Genomic DNA, 18,091 nt, shown 5'->3' on the forward strand with positions numbered 1-18,091 from the left:
CGGGGCCGCGCTGGTGGAGTTGAGCGTGGTCGAGCAGCGCTATCACGAGGTCATGGAAGTAGCTGCTGGAGCATCGAAGACAGAGGTCGCGGCACGGTATGGGGTCTCGCGACAGTCGGCGCATGCCCGGGTGCGCCGGTATGAGGACGGCGGTCTAGCGGGGCTGTCAGACCGGACGTACCGTCCCAGGTCGCATCCGTGGCAGATGCCGGCGGGGGTATTGGCGGCAGATCTGGTGCGGCTGTAGGTATCCGGGGCCCGTGCGGCCGGGCCTGCCCGGCAGGCCGACTCACGGGTAAATGACTCGCTGCCCAGGTCTCGCACCCCTCTGCCCCCGGTCGAAAGAGGGCGCTCCTCTGTTCTGTGTTCCGGACCTACGCCAAAGGCAGTTGAGCCAGCATCACGGCGAAGACCGGGGAGTCCGGGAAGGGCTGTTGTTCGCCCACCCTCTTGAAGCCCCAGTCCTCGTACAGTGCCTGGACGCGAGGGTGGGTGACATCCACGAGCAGGACGGCCAGGTCTTCTGTCCTGTCCTCCAGCAGAGCTCGGGAGAGTAGGTCGGCGATGCCCTGCTTCCGGTACGCCCGGCGGACTGCCAACTCCGAGTAGGCGAAGGTCAGGGTCTTCTCCGGCGCCGGCTCGACGTACTCGCGCCACCACTCCCGACCGTCGACCGCCGGAGCGCCGTACGCGAACCCAACAGCCGTGTCCCCATCCCACGCGATCACGCAGAAGTAACCCTCCCGCGAGCCCCACTGGTCGACGAACCAGGGGAACTTCTTGCGGAACTCGTCCGGTCGCTCGCCCTGGGCGTCCGCATGGATGTCGATGATTGTCTGGCGGATCTCCGGCAGGTCCCCACGGCTGTAGCGACGGACGTCCAGGTCGGCCATCAGGCTCGGCTCCATTCGGATCGATAGCGGTCTCCCCACTCTCGGGCGATGGATGCGTCCGGCGCAAGAGTGATCAAGTCCCGGTAGAAGTCACCGAGTAGGGATCGCATGCGGCCAGGGATCGGGTGGCCGGACATCAGCTCGAAGACTTCCGAGGCCGACCTGCACGCCGGGTCCAGGTCCCGCTGGTGGACCTGTGTCAGGGCCAGCCGGGCCGTGGCCAGGGCGCGGTTTCGTTTGAAGGGCTTCGGGATGCCACTCAGTGCCTTGTGGGAGGCCGCTTCCGCTTCTGCCGAGTCCCCGATTCGGTCCCGGGCGATGGCCGTCATCGCGGTCAGCTCGGCCACCCCGTAGAAGCCCACCCAACTCGGGCGACGCTCGTCGTCGGTCGCCTTTCCCAATGCCTCCTCGGCGTACCCAAGAGACCTGATGGTGGCCTGGCGGTCTCCGAGAGTGGCGTGTGCGAGGGCCGTACGGGCGTGGGCGAGGGAGCCGTAGAAGGGGTCCCGTCTGGCAATCGCAGTTGATTGGGCCGCGTATCCGGCGTCCACCGCATCAGTGAACTTGTCCCGCTGGTGGGCGAGCATCGCGTAGGAATTCCAGACGCGCAGCTCTACGACGGGGTCCTTGGCCATCCCGGCGAGGTACAGGGCGCGGTCCAAGCGGGTCTGGGCGCGGTCGAGTTGGCGGCCGTCGATGGCGGCCCATGCGGCAGTCGACAGGTAGTTGGCGGCCACCGAATACAACCGCTGGCGGATGCGCTGGGAGGAGGCCTGCTCGACCTTGCCGAGTGCCTCGTCCGCGCCGGCGAGCGCCGACCGCTCCAAGTCTTCGTGTCCGCCTCTGGATGCGTCCAGGGCCATCAAGGCGTCCAGTCCGCCACGGAGGCGGATCACATCCGAGGTGCCGACAGAGGTCGGCCGAGAATCCAGGATGGGCGCCGCGACGGCGGCAGCGGTGCCGGTGAGGAAGTTCCTGCGCCTCACGGATGACTCCGGTTCGGTGGTGGTGAGTGTTGCCGTCGGCGGGCTGAAGCCCAACTCCGCGGCCGTACAACCGAATACTGCCTCTAAGGCTTCGCGTTGGCGGGGGTGGGGCCAGCGGGTTTTTCCGGTGAGCCAGTTCCGGACGGTCCGGTCGCTCACCGTGCCTTCGACGCCACCAGCGCGCAGGTAGTCGTTCACGGCCTCGGCCAACTCGGCCTGTTTGAGGGCCGACTCGCCCATGGCGCCGATGAGGCTCGCGTTCCCCTCCATGCACCCACGGTAGCCACTTCGCCCCCGCCAGTAGCGTGAGCGGCGAGAAATTTCCGGTTGCCCACGATGCGCGCGGGGCCGACTTTTCCTCCTCGCTTCGGGTGCGCAGCCGTTGACTTGAGCGAGGCAGTCGTCCACCGACACCCCTGAGGTCCAGATGATCGTGTCAGCGCAGCCACGCCCCATCGGGCACCCCGGATACTCCGAGACCCTTCCTGCTCTGGAGGAGAGTGCCGATGCAGCCCGGAAGCTCGTCAGAACTGCGCTGGCCGCCTGGCACCTGGACGAGCTGACGGACTCGGGGGTTCTCCTCGTCACGGAGTTAGTGGCCAACGCGATCAAGCACACCAACACCCGGAGCATCCGAGTCGTCGTCTCCAGACCGAGCGAACGGTTCGTACGGATCGGTGTGGTCGACAGGGCTCGCGCATTGCCGCAGATGGTCAAACCCAATGACGACTTGCTCACCAACGGCCGGGGGCTTTTGCTGATCGACGCCCTGGCCGAGCGTTGGGGAACGGACACCTACCGCTGGGGCAAGCAGGTCTGGGCCGAGTTGCTGAGTGAGCCAACCGTATGACGCGCGAGGAGTCCCCGGTCAGCTCGCAGCGACCGGCGACTCCTCGCGCCTCATCAGCTCTGCGCATCGCCCCCTGAAAGGCGGAACTCGCAGCAAGGGCGCCTCAGTCCATCGTCGCCCCGATAGCCGTAGACCCCGTAGTCAGAAACGTCGTCGTCGGCAACGTGCCGCTCGCCGACCGCGCCCCGTACGCCGACGCCGCGTCCACAGACTTGAAGGCCGGAGTCGCAACCCCGCCGTCCCAGTTGTTCGCCGCGGACACCGCAGCCGAACCGAGCTTGTCCAGACCACCCTTGTTGCCGACCGCGAGGTTCCGAGCCAGGCGCGACTTGCTCGTGGCGAAGAAGAAGCCGGCCGCTGTGTTGGAGTACGCGGTGTTGCGGTTGAGGATGATCGCGCCGGTGTTGGAGTTCTCGGTGAAGCCGTTGAGGCTGTTGTCCCAGGCCGCGTTGTCGTTGACGACGTGTGCGACCGAGACGCCTCCGCCGCCCAGCTTGAAGCCGTTGCCGTTGCCCTCGAAGGCGGAGTCGTTCCAGCGGTTCTTGCCGTTGCCGAACGCCCAGGAGTGGTCGATGGTGACCGGCGAGGAGAACTGCCACAGGTCGAGGCCGTCGTCGGAGTTGTTGTAGAGGCGGGCGCCGGTGACCTTGTTGCCGGTTCCGGAGCCGAACTTGATGGCGATGCCGTCGGCGTTCTGGCCGTGTCCGGCGGCGTCGTAGTTGCCGTAACTGTCCAGGTTCTGCACGAGGTTGTTCGTCGTGCCGTCGCCGCGCAGGGTGAAACCCGAGTCGCCGTTGTTCGCGGTGACCAGGTTCTTGAAGATGCCACCGACGGAGGACGTCGCTACGAAGCCCTGGGCCGGGGAGTTCTGGAAGGTGAGGTTCTGGACGGTCCAGTAGTCGCCGTAGATCCCGGCCAGCCACTGGCCCGCGGGCAGCTTGGAGCCGTCTATCTTCACCTTCTCCGTGCCGTACGACTCCAGCGTGATCCGGGCCGAACTGGTGCCGTTGGCCGTGGACTTGAGGGTCGCGGCCGGGGTGTAGGTGCCGGCGCGGACCTGAATGACCGTACCGGCGACGGCGTTCGCCACCGCCGACTCCAGCTGGGCGGTGGTGGACACGGTGACCGTCGACGAAGCGGCTTGTGCGCCACCGCTGTTGAGGCCGAGGTAGACGCCGCCCGCCCCTGCGGCGACGGCCACCGCGGCGGCGATCGAGAGGGTGCGGGTCCTGCGGTGGCGTCCGGTGCTCGTACGCACGGCGTTGGTTCCTTTCCTGGATGACGAGGACGAAACGGGCCGGAGGGGCCGCCCCGGCCCGTTTCTGATCCCTGGTCGCCGCCGTGGCCGGAAAGGGTTGCCGCGGTCACCGGAAAAGAGCACGAGAAAAGAAGCGAAACTTTCGCTCCGGGCCGTCCCACCCGCACCGATTGACGCCCCGCACCCCACTGGTGACACTCCGAAGGCACAGTCATTCAACAGAATCCCCCACACCCCCACAGGATGTGCCATGCGACCCCGCACCGCCCGCGCCCTCCTGCTCCCCTTCCTTGCCCTTCTCACCCTCCTTCTCGCTCTGCTCGCCGCCCCGCCCAGCACCGCGCACTCAGGAGCACCGCCCGTGACCCACCCCAAGTACGCCGGTTATCTCTTCGCCTACTTCACCGGTGAGGGCACCGCCGACGGCGAGCAGATCCGCTACGCCCTCAGCCGGGGCAACGACCCTTTGCACTGGCGCGAGTTGAACCAGGGCAAGCCGGTCCTCACGTCGACGATCGGGGAGAAGGGACTGCGCGATCCGTTCGTGATCCGCTCCCCGAAGGGCGACAAGTTCTACCTCATCGCCACCGACCTGCGCATGTACCGGAACAGCAGCGGCAGTTGGGACGACGTCCAGCGGCACGGCAGTAGGTCCGTGATGATCTGGGAGTCGACCGACCTGGTCCACTGGACCGACCAGCGGCTGGTGAAGGTGGCGCCGGACAACGCGGGCAACACCTGGGCGCCGGAGGCCTATTGGGACGACTCGCTCGGTGAGTACGTCGTCTTCTGGGCGTCGAAGCTGTACGCCGACGACGACCCCGACCACACCGGCTCGACGTACAACCGCATGATGTACGCGACGACGAAGGACTTCCGCACCTTCAGTGCGCCGAAGGTCTGGGACGACCCGGGCTACTCCGTCATCGACTCGACTGTCGTGAAGTACAAGGACACTTACTACCGCTACACCAAGGACGAGCGCGACCCGTCCTCCAGCTCCCCCTGCTCGAAGTTCATCACCGGCGAGAAGTCGACCTCGCTGACCTCCACCTCGTACGACTTCGTCTCGGAGTGCATCGGCAGCGGCGCGATCGAGCGGGGCGAGGGCCCGACGGTGTTCAAGTCCAACGCCGAGAAGAAGTGGTACCTGTTCGTCGACGAGTACGGGTTGCGCGGCTACGTCCCCTTCGAGACCACCGACCTCGACTCCGGCCGGTGGACCCCGTCCACGGACTACCAGCTCCCGGCAAGTCCCCGGCACGGCACGGTACTTCCGGTGACGCAGGCCGAGTACGACCGGCTGCTGGCCGCGTATCCTGCGACCCCGACGTCGGTGGTGGACGCGACGGCGCACGGGCAGAAGGGGTACGCGGTCGTCACGGAGGCCGCGTCGAAGGTCGTGCTTCCGATGCAACCGGGCGCGGATCTACGGCACTTGGCGCCGACGCTGGCCGTGGGCGCGGGGGCGAGGATCAACCCGCCGTCCGGTGGCCGACGCGACTTCCGCACACCACAGCAGTACACAGTCACGGCCGCGGACGGGACGAGCCGGACCTGGACGGTGGAGGCGGTACCGACGCGAAGTCCCGTGTTGCCGGGGCTGACCGCCGACCCCGACGTGCACTATCTCGACGGCCAGTACTGGATCTACCCGACGAGCGACGGCTACGCGGGCTGGAGCGGGACGAGCTTCAAGGCGTACTCCTCAAGGGACTTGGTCCACTGGCAGGACCACGGAGTCATCCTCGATCTGGGTCCTGACGTCTCCTGGGCCGACAAGAACGCGTGGGCTCCGGCGATCGCGGAGCGCGACGGGAAGTACTACTTCTACTTCTGTGCCGAGCAGCAGATCGGGGTCGCGGTGGCGGACTCGCCCGCGGGCCCGTTCAAGGACGCGCTCGGCAAACCCCTTGTGGCGAAGGGGGGTTCACTGAGCGGCCAGATGATCGACCCGGCGGTCTTCACGGACGACGACGGGCAGTCGTATCTCTACTGGGGCAACGGACACGCGTACGTCGTGCCGCTGAACGCCGACATGACGTCGTACGACGCGGCGAAGGTGAAGGACATCACGACGGGTGACTTCCGTGAGGGGTCCTTCGTGGTGAAGCGCAAGGGCACGTACTACTTCATGTGGTCCGAGGACGACACCCGCAGCGAGAACTACCACGTGGCCTATGCGACGGGACCGTCCCCGCTCGGTCCGTGGACCAAGCGGGGCACGATCCTGTCCAAGAACCCCGAGTACGGCATCCTCGGCACCGGCCACCACTCCGTGGTGAACGCCCCGGGGACCGACGACTGGTACATCGTCTACCACCGGTTCGCCCTGAACGGGCCGGGAAAGCCAGGTGGGGACGGCACGCACCGGGAGACCACGATCGACCGCCTGCGGTTCGCGGCGGACGGGACGATTCAGCCGGTGGTGCCCACCCTCGGGTCAGTCGGTCCGGTACGGATCAGCTGACGAAGTACGTCGGGTTCGGGATCTTGTACGTCTTGTCGGCGTAGCCCCCGTCGAGGTCCGAGTACTGGTCGCCGAAGTTGGCGATGATGTTGTACCCGAGGTCCTCGATGTGCTTCCGGGTGCCGGACTTGTACTGCACGGTGGTGCAGGTCCAGGTACCCGGAGTGGCGCAACTGCTCAGGTAGGACGGCGGGTTGTCCGCGTCCTTCAGGAACATGTGGTCGGCGTCGAGGTTGACGTCGGCGCCGACCTTCTTCAGGTTGTCGACCGCGTAGGTGCGCTGCGACTCCTTCAGGCCCGAGTTGTAGAAGACCGTGACGCCCTTGGACGCGGCGTACTTGACCAGCTCGGGGGTGCCGAAGACCTCCGGGCGGTTGGCCTGGGCGACGTACGCGGCCCAAGTGGCCGAGCTGTAGCCGTAGTTGTTCTTCTTCTCGTAGTCGAGGCTGAGCAGCAGCGTGTCGTCGATGTCGAAGACGACCGCGGGCTTGGCGCCCTTGTGGTGCTTGTGCACGGCCTCGTCTATGTACTTCTTGGCGGACGCGTCGATGCGCGCCAGGTCCTTGGCGTAGGGGCTGGTCGCCGAGGCCTGGTACACGCCGTTGGTGTCGAGCGTGGTGCCGTAGTAGGTGTCGATGTCCTTCGTCAACAGGCCGATGTTGTACGGCTCGTGGGTCGAGTTGGCCGTCGACTGGCCGGCCGTGGCGACGCCCGTGCCGTAGAGGGCTGCACCGGCGACGACACAGGCGGCGCCGACGGCGGCCGCTCTGAGGGACTTCCGCATGGAATCTCCGGATCTGGTTGTTCGGGTGATGCACCAGGTCAGGGACTGTCTACGCGCATCACACGCCCGACGCGAGGGCCTTTATACGATCGATACACAACACACAGGACGGGGAATTGTCAGCGCATGGGGTCCACTTGACCTTCCCTTGGCATGTCCTCACCTGGACACGCACCCACACGACGGACACCGGTCCTGACGGTCGTGGGCCCGGTCCGCGTTTCCCGGACCGGGCCCACAGAACAGGTCAGTTCATCGTCGCCCCGATCGTCGTAGACCCCGTCGTCAGGAACGTCGTCGCCGGCAGAGTGCCGCTCGACGAACGGGCGTTGTACGTCGTCGACGCGTCCGTGGAGATGAAGGACGGGGTGGAGATGCCGGAGTCCCAGTTGTTGCCGGACGAGGTGACCGCGGAACCCTTGCTGACCGAGCCGCCGCCGTTGCTCACCGCGAGGTTCTTGCCGAGCTTCGCGGAGCTGGTGGCGAAGTAGTAGCCCCACTTGCTGTTGGCGTACGCGGTGGTGCGGTTGAGGACGAGGGCACCGGTGTTGGAGTTCTCGGTGAAGCCGTTGCCCGCGTTGCCCCAGGCGGCCGAGTTGTTGATGACGTGGGCGACGACCTCGCCGTCACCGCCCAGCTTGAAGCCGTTGCCGTCACCCGCGAACGCCGAGTCGGACCAGCGGTTGACGCCGTTGCCGAAGGACCAGGTGTGTTCGACGGTGACCGGCGTGGAGAAGGACCAGAAGTCGATCCCGTCGTCGGAGTTGTTGTAGAGGCGCGCGCCGGTGACGAGGTTCCCGCTGCCGGAGCCGAACTTGATGGCGACCCCGTCCGCGTTCTCACCGTGTGTGGCGGCGTCGTAATTGCCGTACGAGTCGAGGTTCTTGACCGTGTTGTTGACGGTGCCGTCACCGGTGAGCGTGAAGCCGGAGTCGCCGCCGTTGATGGTCTTGACGTTGTTCCAGTTGGTGCCGGTGCAGGACTGGCAAACGACGGCGCTGTCCGGGGAGTTCTGGAAGGTCAGGTTGGAGACGTTCCAGTAGTCGGCGGTCAGCTTGAAGATCCAGGAGCCGGACGGCAGCGACGAGCCGTCGATCTTGACCGTCTCCGAGCCGTACGCGGTGAGGGTGATCGGTGCGGACGAGGTGCCGTTGGCCGTCGACTGCAGGGTGGCCGTCGGGTAGTAGGTGCCGGCCCGGACCTGGATGACCGTACCGGCGGTGGCGTTCTTGATGGCGTTGGTCAGGTCGGTGGAGTTGCTGACCACAACGGTCGCGGCGTGCGCCGGAGTTGCGATCACGGCGAGCCCGAGCGAGGCCGTGGTCACGGCTAGTGCGGTGAAGGTGCTGATACGACGCATGACGTGCGGGTCCTTTCGTCGATCAGAGCGAGCGGACGGGTTCCCAGCCGCCGAGATAGGTCGCGGGGGTGTGCAACGCGGCCTCGGCGGGCGTGAGTTGGGGCCGGTTCTCCGGGACGGTGATCACGGAGCCCGGTCCCGTGTTGCGGTACTCGTGGAAGCGCATCGACTGCCAGGGGTAGGCGTCGCGCATGTTCGTGTAGGGCGCGACCGGGTCGATGCCGGGCCCGATCCGGGTGTCCCGCACGACGAGGGACGGCCAGGCCGTCGTCTCGTACGACGGGACCCACGGCCGGGCCAGCTTGTACGCGGCGTCCTCGGCGCCGGAGGTGATCCGGGAGCGGACCGCGAGGATGCCGTGCGGGTTGGCGCGGGCGGTGGACGGGGCGAAGACCATGCCCTTCGGTGTGAAGGCGACGTCCCGTTGCAGGGTGTGGAAGTGGCAGTCCGTGAAGACGGCGGTGGCCCGCCCGAAGACGAAGTCGACGTCCCCCTCGATGTAGCAGCGGGAGAAGAACTGCCGGTCGAAGGCGTCCAGCGCCGTCGTGTCCACGAACAGCGTGTCCTGGTGGGCCAGCAGCCGGACATGCGCGAACTGCGAGCGGTCACCGGTGACATACGCGGCCACCGCCTGCGTTCCCGTGATCTCCGGGTGGTCGGCGCGCAGCCAGTCGTTGGCGAGGGTCAGGTCCCGTACGGTCAGCCCGGGCGCCGCCGAGGTGAAGGTCGCGGAGCCCGCCGTGCCGTATGTCCCCGAACCGTCGGGCTTCTGCGTCCCGTTGGCGTTGTCGTAGACGATGGCGACGTCACGCGGATCGCGGGTGGCGCCGCACAAGGTCAACTCCGCTGCCTCCACAGGTACGTTGACGACCTCCCGGTACGTTCCCGGGTGCACGACGATCGTCCAGCCGCTGCCGTCGACCGCGTCCACGGCCGCCTGTACCGAGCCGCCCGGCCGGACGTGCAGGACGCGTCGCCGGTCGAGAGCGAAGGCGGGCGCGGCACCTGCGGCCACCAGTCCCCCGGCGATCCCCGCCAGGAGCGTGCGTCTGCGCAGGGTCATCGCCGCCCCGGCTTCCAGTCGCCGAGATAGACCTCACGTGTCGCCGACTCGGCCTGGTCGGCGGTGAGTTGGGGCCGGTTCTCCGGGACCCCGATCACGGCGCCGGGACCTGTGTTGCGGTACTCGGCGAACCGCTGGCTCTGCCAGGGATAGGCGGCCGACATGTTGGTGTACGGCGCCACCGCGTCGATCCCCGGACCGAGCAGCGTCTCGCGCACAGTGAGCATCGGACGGGCGGTGGTGTCCGAGCCCGGCACCCAGGGGCGGGCCAACTTGTAGTAGCCGTCCGGGGCTTGGCTGCTCACGCGGCTGTGAGTCACCAGGTATCCGCGTGGGTTGGCGACCGCCGTGGAGGGCGCGAAGACGAAGCCGTACGGTGCCGTCGCCAGGTCGGTGCGGTTCAGGGTCCGGAAGTGGCAGTGGTCGTAGACGGCCGTCGCCCGCCCGAAGACGAAGTCGACGTCTCCTTCGACGTAGCAGCGCGCGTAGTACTGCCGGGCGAAGACGCCGAGCGCCAACGAGTCGGCGTACAGGGTGTCTTGGTGCCCGAGGAAGTGGCAGTCGAAGAACGTCGAACGGTCGCCCTGCACCTTGATCGCGACCGCCTGCGTGCCGGTGATGTCGGGGTGGTCGGCGCGCAGCCAGTCGTTGGCGAAGGTGATCCGGCGGGCGGTGAAGCCGCCGGTGCGGATGAGGGTGGTGGCCGAGCCGGAGGTGCCGTAGGTGCCCGAACCGTCGGGTTTCGGGGTGCCGTTGGCGTTGTCGTAGACGATGACGACGGCACGCGGGTCCTCACTGGCGCCGAGCCACGTCATCTCGCTCGCGGCGTCGGTGAGTTGGCCGGTCGCCGGGTCGGTGACCCCGACGGTGACCGTCTCGCGGTAGACGCCGGGCGCGATGACCAGGGTGTATCCGGCGCCGGTCGCGGCGGTGACGGCGGCCTGGACGGTCGTGAAGTCGCCCCGGCCACGCGGGTCGACGTACAGGGTGAGCGGGGTGAGTCGCGCGGCCGGTGAACCGTAGCCGCCGAACGGGCGGGGCCGGGTGGCGGCCCGGGCGGGGACCGTCGCGAGGCCGAGCGCGGTGCCGGTGACGGCGCCGGCTGCGAGGAACCGCCGTCTGGACAGGGGACGTTGGAGGTGCTCGTGCAAGGGCATGCGGGTGCTCCTTATGACGAGATGGCGAGATGGCGAGATGACCAGGGGTCAGCGCAGGCGGCCCGCACCGGCGTTGCGGTCGACGACGAACGGCACGGCCCTCGCGGGGTCGATCTTCGTGCGCAGGGTCGGTGTCCAGCCCGCACCGGACTGGAGGATCTCGCTGGGCACACCGGCGTTGTGGACGGCGATCAGATCGGTGAGCTCGCCGTTGACGTAGTTGTCGTCGGCGGTGAGCGGCGCCTCGGACCACTTCTTGAGGATGGTGGCCTCGGAGATGCCGGCCGGAACCGTGAACGCGTTGTGTTCCGCGACGAGTTGGGACTCCTTGCCGATGCCGTAGCTGTAGCCGTATCCGGGCTCGGCGACGAAGTGGTTGTTGTAGGAGTCGACCTGTCCGAAGCGGACGCGGGGTGCGCGCTCGACGAGGTTGGAGAACAGGTTGTGGTGAAGCGTGACCTTCAGATGCCCACGGTCGACGGCGGCCGTCGCAGCACTGTCGCTGTTGCCGATGAGGATCGTCTTGTCGTGGTCGGTGAAGACGTTCCAGGAGGCGGTGACGTAGTCGGCGCCCTTGACGATGTCGAGTTCGCCGTCGTGCTGTTCGAAGATCCGCCCGTAGTAGGTGGGCAGTGAGCTGTCCGGGTGGTCGCCGTCGGTGAAGGTGTTGTGGTCCAGCCACACATGGGTGGAGCCGTAGATGACGGCGCTGTCGTACTCGGAGTTCCAGTTGCCGGTGTCACCGTCGGTCGGGTCCCACTGCGGGAAGCAGTCGAGCGGGCTCTCGAAGGCCAGGTTGCGGACGATGACGTTGTCCACGGCGGTGATCTGCAGGCTGGCGCCCTTGAACCCGGCGTTCCTGCCGATGCCGATGATGGTGGTGTTGGCGGGGACGAAGGCCTTGATGGCGATGTTCTGGTTGGCGGCGGAGACCCGGCGCAGGCCCTCGGGGCTGTCGGCGGGCTCGTTGTCGAGGTTCTGGTCGTAGCCCCAGACGGCGGGGTCGTAGGTGGCGAGGTACTGGGCGAAGTCGTAGCCGGGCGCGGCGAAGGAGTCGCAGCCCTCGGCGTTGGCGTCGATCGTCCCCTTGACTCTGATGACCTTCGGCGCGGTGCCGCCGGCGGCCAACGCGGCCTTGAAATCAGCCCAGTTGGAGACGGTGTAGACGTGGTCGGGGGTGGCGGCGGCGCCACCGCTGGTGCCGGTGCCGTACGACGCCCAGCCGTCCCCCGCACCGAGGGTCTCGCGGGCGAGGCTGCGGGGATGGGCCTGGGCGGTGGTGCTGGTGAGGGCGAGAGCGAGAGCCGTGCACCCCACGAGCGAAGCTATGACGCGTCCATGACACATAGATATGCGCACTGTGCGGTTCTCCTTGCTCAGCGGAGGTCCGAGGCGTCCGTCGCCTCGGGCCAGGTGATCCAGGACGTGGGAATCTCGTCGCGCAGCCGGACGAGGTCATGCGGCGCGAGCACCCGGGTACGCGCCAACTCCCGCGCCACGAGCCGCGCCACGGCGATCGCGCCGGGCGGATTGAAGTGCGTGTTGTCCTGCTCGGTGTCGGTCCAGTTGAAGTAGACCTTCGTCTCCTCGACCCCGAGCCGCTGCCACAACGCCAGCGACAACGCCTCGATGTCGAGCAGCGCGACGCGTTCCTGCTGGGCGAGCGCACGCATCGCCGCCGGGTAATCGCCGTGGGTGGGCACGGCGTTGCCGTCGACGTCAAACCGGCGCCGCTCGACGGGGGTGGCGAGCACGGGCCGGGCGCCATGAGCCCTGGCCCCTTCGATGTAGAGCCGGAGATAGTCCTGGTACGTCGTCCAGGGCTCCGTGTATCGGACTGGATCGGCGATCTTCTCGTCGTTGTGCGCGAACTGGACGAGGAGGAGATCACCGGGCCGGATGGCGGAGAGAATCGCCTCCAGCCGCCCTTCGTCGACGAAACTCTTCGAACTCCGGCCGTTCACGGCATGGTTGGCGACTTTCACTCCCCTCCGCAGGAAGAAAGGGATCGCCATTCCCCACCCGGTCTCGGGCGCTTCGGTGGAGTACTTCTGGGCGGCGGTGGAATCACCGGCGATGTAGAGAGTGCGATCTCGCCAGCCACCTCGTAAGGGAACGGCAGCGAGAGCACCTAACGCGACTTGTCTACGGGTAAGGGACACGACAGGTTCACCTTTCCGACGTCTAGGGGCGCGGGGAACTGCGCGACCAGCCCCCACCGGCCCGCAGCCCCCCGCAAACCGAAACCACCCAATCTCAGTGGTTCTTCTTCCAATCCGCCTGTGCCGCATTCAACTGGTCGGCCAACGTGTCCAGGAACTCCTTCGCCGTCACCTTCCCCAGCAACAGCTTCTGGAAGTTCGGCTCGTTGTCCGCCTTGGAGATCGTGTTCCAGTCCGGCAGGTAATACGGCAGCTGCACAATCTTCGTGGACGCCCCGTTCAACGCCGCCGCGGCCAACTGCGTGGGCTCGGACTTCTGAATCCACGCTGCACTCGCCGCGTCCGTGTTCGCCGGAACCTGCCCCGCCGACTCGTTGAACTTGGAGTTCTCCGCCGCGGAGACCGCGAACTCGATGAACTTCCAGGCCGCGTCCTTGTTCTTGCTGGACTTGAACAGACTCAGCCCGTCGACGGGGTTGGAGATCTGCACCCGCGTGCCGTCGTCCTGTGTCGGATTGGGAATGCCCTTGAACTTGTCCGCGCCCAGCGCCTTCAGGTGATCCTGATAGGACCCGAGGTTGTGACTGAGCATCCCGATCGTGCCGCTGTCCCACTGCGCGACCATCTTGGTGAAGTCGTTGTTGAGGTCGGCGGACGGCGTGTCCTTCTTGAACAGGCTCACGTACTTCGCCAACGCGGCAACGTTCTTGGGGTCGTTGACGGTCGTCTTGTCGCCGTTCCAGAAGGACGTGATCCCGGTCTGTCCGTACACCGCGTCGAGGGCCGGCGCGATGGACCCCTCACCACCGCGAATGGTGAAGCCGAACTTGTTCTTGGCCTTGTCGGTGAGCTTGTCGGCGGCAGCGTAGAACTTCGACCAGGTGGTGGGCGCGTCGAGACCTGCCGCCTTGAACAGGTCGGTGCGGTACCACAGCGTGCCGTTGTTGGCGGAGGTCGGGATCTGGTACAGCGTGTCCCCGCCACCGGCGGACTTGCTGACGTCGAGCAGGTTCTGGCTCAACTTGCCGTTCAGCGCACTGGACTTGAGCCGGCTGTCCAACGGCTCCAACGCCCCCTGCACCGCGACCTCGGCGAGCACCGCGGTCCCGACACCGCCGACGTCGGGCAGCCCGCCGCCCTGGATCGCGGTGTCGTACTTGGACTGGGCGCTCGCGGCCGGTATCCCGACGTACTTGACCTTGATGTCGGGGTTCTTCTTCTCGAAGTCCGCGATGATCTGCTTCCAGATGTCGGTACGCACACCGCCGTTGTTGTCCCAGAAGGTGATCGTGCCCTTGCCGGAGCCCTCGTCGCCCTTGTCCCCCGCGCCGCCACTGCCGTCGTCGCCGCAGGCGGTGGCGGTCAGCGCGAGCACGGAGCCCAGGGCGACGGCCATCGCGGCCCGCCGGCTTCTGCGGATGCTGGTCTTCATAGGTCGGCTCTCTTCTTGTGGAGGGGCTGGCAAGCGCTTGCTACGGAGGTGCGTCATTGCGACTCCCAACAGGCGTACGGGCAGGGCGAGTTAGTGGAGAGAACTGATCCGGAACCGCGTGACCACGGCCGTGCCGGCATGTCCCGTGCCGGCGGGCGCGAGCGCGAAGAGCCCGAGCAGGGCTCCGACCCAGCGCCAGGGGGTGGCGGCGAAGACCTGGCCGCTCGGACGAGGGCCGTCCCCGACGTCGTAGAAGAAGCGGCAGCGCGCCCCCGCGCCGATCTCGATCCGCAGTCGGATCCGGCCCTCGGGTGCGGGGCAGGACTCTCCCGCGTCCCGTTCACGCTCGGCGGCCGGCTCCGCCAAGCGGTGTACGAAGCGCACCGTCCCGTCCGGGCCCCGCTGGAGTCCGATCCAGCTGTACGCGTCGCCCAGCACGGCCAGCCCCGCCCTTGCCCCCAACTCCTCGCTGTGCAGCCGTAGTTCGACCTCGACGGCGACGGGTGTGCCAGGGAGGCGCTGGGTGAGGAGGTTCGGGAGCCTGCGCAGGTCGTGCGCGTCGGCGGAGCGTGCGCAGGTCAGTCGTAGGCCGTCGCCCGAGTGGTGGGTGGCCCAGCCGTCCTGCGGGTTCGCCGTCCACTGCCACTGACGGCCGTACCGTCCGCCGGGGAAGTCGTCGTCGGTGGCGGGCGCGGCGGGCGGCTGCGGCGGGAGATCCGGTTTCCGGTGTACGGCTACGGGGGCGCCGGCGTCTCCGATGACCGGCCAGCCGTCGTCGCCCCAGCGCATGGGCTGGAGGTGGACCAACCGGCCGTAGGCGCCCCGCTGTTGGAAGTGCAGGAACCAGTCCTCGCCGGACGGGGTGCGCACCCACGCGCCCTGGTGGGGACCGTTGACGTCGGTGTCGCGTTGCTCCAGGACGACCTTCTCCTCGTACGGGCCGAAGAAGCCGCGTGAGCGGAACGCGCCCTGCCAGCCGGTCTCGACTCCCCCGGCGGGGGCGAAGATCCAGAACCAGCCGTCGTGCTGGTGGACCTTGGGGCCCTCCAGGGTGAACCAGCCGGGGATGCGGTCCGCGTCGACGATCACCTTGCCGTCGTCGAGCAGGGTCGTGGCGTCGGGGTGCATACGGTGGCCGGTGAGGCGGTTGTTGATGCCCGCGCGGGACTTGGCCCAGGCGTGGACGAGGTAGGCCTCGTCGTTGTCCTCGTCCCACAAGGGGCACGGGTCGATCAGGCCCTTGCCCTCCTTGAGGAGGTGGGGGCGGGTCCAAGGGCCGCGTATCCCGGGGGCGTTGATCTGGAAGATGCCCTGGTCGGGGTCGCCCCAGAAGATCCAGAAGCGTTCGTCGTGGTATCTCAACGCGGGTGCCCAGACGCCGCAGTCGTGCCGTGGGGTCCTGAACTCCCCTGCTGGTTCCAGGCGTTGGAGGGCGTGGCCGACCAGGGTCCAGTTCACCAGGTCGCGGGAGTGCAGCAGCGGCAGGCCCGGTACGCGGCCGAAGCTGGACGCGGTGAGGTAGAAGTCGTCGCCGACGCGGATGACGTCCGGGTCGGACCAGTCGGCGTTCAGGACGGGGTTGGTGTACGTCTCGGGCGTCACTGGCTGACCGCCTTCCGCACCAGCACCGCGGCCTCGCCCCGGTCCAGGCCGCCGTCCGCGACGACGGTGACGACGCGCCGTACGACCGTGTCGCCGGGCGGGATCGGCAGCCGCTCGTCCGACGCCAACGACGCGCCCACGCCGGGGTATTCGGCGGTGCGGACGAACCAGGGGTCCCGGCGGGAGAGGTCCGTGGCGCCGGCGAAGACCAGGGTCCAGCCGGTGCCGGCGAGGGCCAGCCAGTCGGCGCGGGTGCCGTGGACGGCCGGTTCGCCCTCGCGGTCGGCGGTGAAGACGCGCGGGGTCTCCGCTTCCTTGCGGGCCCGCCAGAAGAAGCCGCCGTACGCGGCTCCGGGGCGGCCGTTGGTGGCGGGGCTGCCGATCGACAGGGCATCGGGGGTCACGTTGGTGAGCGAGAAGGTGAAGTCCAACGCCCAGGCGGTGTCGGTGAGTTCGGTGGCGGCGACCGTACGGCGTTCGCGCAGCAGCTCGGCGCCGGAGGCGACCCAGCGGAGTTCCTCGACGAAGCCGTCCGGGTCGCGGAGTTGGAAGCCGGAGTGGCGTTGGGCGCCGTGGTTGTCCAGTTCCGTGGGCCCTTGGTCGCGGACGTACGTCCGGCCGCCCCAGAAGTTGTGCCCCTCGACGTCGGGGACGGCGACACCGACGCCGAGGTGGTGGGTGTGGTCGGCGGGGCTCAGTTCGGTGACCGCCGTGCCGGACAGGGTGGTGACGGGGTGCAGATAGGGGCGCGGGGCGAGCCGGGCGGGCAGCTCGGGCCGGGTTACGTACCGGGCGACCGGGCGGCCCGCGACGCGGAGCACCGGCGTGTCGTGGGTGATCATCAAGGGCTCACCTCTTTCGGCGGGGCCCAGGGGGCGCCCAGCTCGGAGTAGAGGGCGAGGGTGTCGGCCGCCGCCGTCACCAGTGCGTCGATGCCGGGGACGACCCGGCGGTTCTCGGTGGGGATCAAGTGCCAGGAGTCTGCGGGGAGTTGAGTCGGGTCGGGGGCCTCGCGGATCGCTTCGACGACCTTCATGAAGGCGCCCGTCGCGTCCGGCTCGACCAACAGCGCTTCGCCGTCGGCGAGATGGGCGACCAGGTTCTCCAACAGGTCCGTGCTGCCGTACTCGAACTCCTCCGGGCCGTGGCCCGCCCGCTGGAGCAGTGCGCGGTCCTGCTTGTACCAGTAGGTGATCCGGCCCTCGCTGCCGTGCACCAACACATAGGGCTCGCCGGGGTGTTCGGCGCACAGGGTGACGGCGACGGTGACCGGGCGGCCCTGGACGGTGGTGACGCGGACGCAGGAGGTGTCGTCGGACTCGATGTCGTTGGCCCGGACGAGTTCGGTCTCGATGCGGGTGACGTCCTCGGCGCGGGTCGTGCCGTTGAGGGCGAGGGCGGTGGCTACGGCGTGCGCGAGGGGGTTGGTGAGCGCGCCGTCGATCACGTCGACGCCGTTCAGGTGCCGCTTGCCCGCCCAGGGGGCGCGCCGGTAGTACGCCTCGTCCCGCGCCCACGCACCGGCCCCGCCGACCCCGGTCAGCGTGCCGATCGCGCCCTCGGCGATCAGCTTCCGGATCGCGGGCACGGCGTGCGAGCCGAGCGACTGGAACCCGATCTGGCAGACCACTCCGGCCGCGGCGACCCCGTCGGCCATCCTGCGGAACTCGGCGTACGACGGCGCGGGCGGCTTCTCCAGCAGCAGGTGCACGCCCCGCTTCGCGGCGGCCAGGGCGAGGTCCGTGTGGGTCGGGATCGGGGTGCAGATCACGGCGACCCGGGCGCCGGTGGAGTCGAGGAGCGCTCCGAAGTCCGGTGACTGGGCCGGGAGTTCGGCGCCGAACTCCTCCTCGGTCAGGGGGGTCAGCTCGCAGAGGCCGACGAGGCGTACGAGGCCCTTGTCCTGGAGTCGGCGGATGTTCTCGACGTGCCAGCGGCCGTGGCCCCGAGCGCCCGCGAGGACGACGGGAACGGGCAGGGAGACGGGCGCGGGGACCGTCGTGGAGTCGGATGCGGCGGTGGGCGCGGTGGCGGTCGTAGGGCCGGTCTTGGATGTCATGGGATTCTCCCTGCG

At 68.2% G+C, this 18,091-nt stretch carries 15 protein-coding genes and 1 pseudogene; 3 read left to right on the forward strand and 13 right to left on the reverse strand.

Features of this window, described 5'->3' with window-relative positions:
- Window positions 1-19: 19 nt before the first annotated feature.
- Window positions 20-226: pseudogene (locus OC490_RS34580) on the forward strand (helix-turn-helix domain-containing protein); the annotation flags it as partial.
- Between the two features lie 148 nt (window positions 227-374).
- Here OC490_RS34580 and OC490_RS34585 read toward each other — a convergent pair.
- Window positions 375-893 (reverse strand): GNAT family N-acetyltransferase, encoded by a 519-nt coding sequence (locus OC490_RS34585; RefSeq protein ID WP_262061972.1) that lies wholly within the window; start codon window positions 891-893, stop codon window positions 375-377.
- Window positions 893-2,149 (reverse strand): XRE family transcriptional regulator, encoded by a 1,257-nt coding sequence (locus tag OC490_RS34590; protein WP_262061973.1) that lies wholly within the window; start codon window positions 2,147-2,149, stop codon window positions 893-895. The genes OC490_RS34585 and OC490_RS34590 overlap by 1 nt, the downstream gene beginning before the upstream one ends.
- Before the next feature lie 157 nt (window positions 2,150-2,306).
- Here OC490_RS34590 and OC490_RS34595 point away from each other — a divergent pair, with 157 nt between their 5' ends.
- A complete protein-coding gene (locus OC490_RS34595; RefSeq protein WP_262061974.1) occupies window positions 2,307-2,729 on the forward strand; it encodes an ATP-binding protein in 423 nt (140 codons plus the stop codon).
- A 103-nt stretch (window positions 2,730-2,832) separates the two neighbouring features.
- Here OC490_RS34595 and OC490_RS34600 read toward each other — a convergent pair whose 3' ends face one another.
- Window positions 2,833-3,987, reverse strand: coding sequence for a right-handed parallel beta-helix repeat-containing protein (locus OC490_RS34600; RefSeq protein WP_262061975.1), 1,155 nt, complete (start codon window positions 3,985-3,987; stop codon window positions 2,833-2,835).
- A gap of 250 nt (window positions 3,988-4,237) precedes the next feature.
- Between OC490_RS34600 and OC490_RS34605 the strand changes: the two genes are divergently transcribed.
- Window positions 4,238-6,457, forward strand: coding sequence for a family 43 glycosylhydrolase (locus tag OC490_RS34605; RefSeq protein WP_262061976.1), 2,220 nt, complete (start codon window positions 4,238-4,240; stop codon window positions 6,455-6,457).
- Here the strand turns inward: OC490_RS34605 and OC490_RS34610 are convergent.
- The 10 genes from OC490_RS34610 to OC490_RS34655 form a co-directional block, all read right to left on the reverse strand.
- Window positions 6,450-7,241 (reverse strand): HAD family acid phosphatase, encoded by a 792-nt coding sequence (locus tag OC490_RS34610; protein ID WP_262061977.1) that lies wholly within the window; start codon window positions 7,239-7,241, stop codon window positions 6,450-6,452. The genes OC490_RS34605 and OC490_RS34610 overlap by 8 nt on opposite strands.
- 247 nt (window positions 7,242-7,488) lie before the next feature.
- A complete protein-coding gene (locus OC490_RS34615; RefSeq protein ID WP_410099213.1) occupies window positions 7,489-8,592 on the reverse strand; it encodes a right-handed parallel beta-helix repeat-containing protein in 1,104 nt (367 codons plus the stop codon).
- A gap of 31 nt (window positions 8,593-8,623) precedes the next feature.
- Window positions 8,624-9,658 (reverse strand): pectinesterase family protein, encoded by a 1,035-nt coding sequence (locus tag OC490_RS34620; RefSeq protein WP_262062046.1) that lies wholly within the window; start codon window positions 9,656-9,658, stop codon window positions 8,624-8,626.
- 2 nt (window positions 9,659-9,660) lie between these two features.
- Window positions 9,661-10,821, reverse strand: coding sequence for a pectinesterase family protein (locus OC490_RS34625; RefSeq protein ID WP_262061979.1), 1,161 nt, complete (start codon window positions 10,819-10,821; stop codon window positions 9,661-9,663).
- Between the two features lie 48 nt (window positions 10,822-10,869).
- Entirely contained in the window at window positions 10,870-12,168 is a 1,299-nt protein-coding gene (locus tag OC490_RS34630) for a polysaccharide lyase family 1 protein (protein ID WP_262062047.1), read from the reverse strand.
- Window positions 12,169-12,197: 29 nt separating this feature from the next.
- Window positions 12,198-12,983 carry a rhamnogalacturonan acetylesterase gene (locus OC490_RS34635; RefSeq protein WP_262061980.1) on the reverse strand — a complete coding sequence of 262 codons (786 nt, stop codon included), beginning with the start codon at window positions 12,981-12,983 and terminating at the stop codon, window positions 12,198-12,200.
- 94 nt (window positions 12,984-13,077) lie between these two features.
- Window positions 13,078-14,415, reverse strand: a complete 1,338-nt coding sequence (locus OC490_RS34640; protein WP_262061981.1) for an ABC transporter substrate-binding protein — start codon at window positions 14,413-14,415, stop codon at window positions 13,078-13,080.
- 90 nt (window positions 14,416-14,505) lie between these two features.
- Window positions 14,506-16,017 carry a glycoside hydrolase 43 family protein gene (locus OC490_RS34645; protein ID WP_262061982.1) on the reverse strand — a complete coding sequence of 504 codons (1,512 nt, stop codon included), beginning with the start codon at window positions 16,015-16,017 and terminating at the stop codon, window positions 14,506-14,508.
- Window positions 16,014-16,859 (reverse strand): PmoA family protein, encoded by an 846-nt coding sequence (locus tag OC490_RS34650; protein ID WP_262061983.1) that lies wholly within the window; start codon window positions 16,857-16,859, stop codon window positions 16,014-16,016. Before OC490_RS34650 ends, OC490_RS34645 begins: the two co-directional genes overlap by 4 nt.
- The gene (locus OC490_RS34655; protein WP_262061984.1) at window positions 16,859-18,076 is read right to left on the reverse strand and encodes a Gfo/Idh/MocA family protein; all 1,218 of its coding nucleotides are present in this window, start codon (window positions 18,074-18,076) and stop codon (window positions 16,859-16,861) included. The genes OC490_RS34650 and OC490_RS34655 overlap by 1 nt, the downstream gene beginning before the upstream one ends.
- Window positions 18,077-18,091: the final 15 nt, after the last annotated feature.

It is taken from the genome of Streptomyces sp. STR69, from assembly GCF_024519455.1.
Lineage (GTDB): Bacteria > Actinomycetota > Actinomycetes > Streptomycetales > Streptomycetaceae > Streptomyces.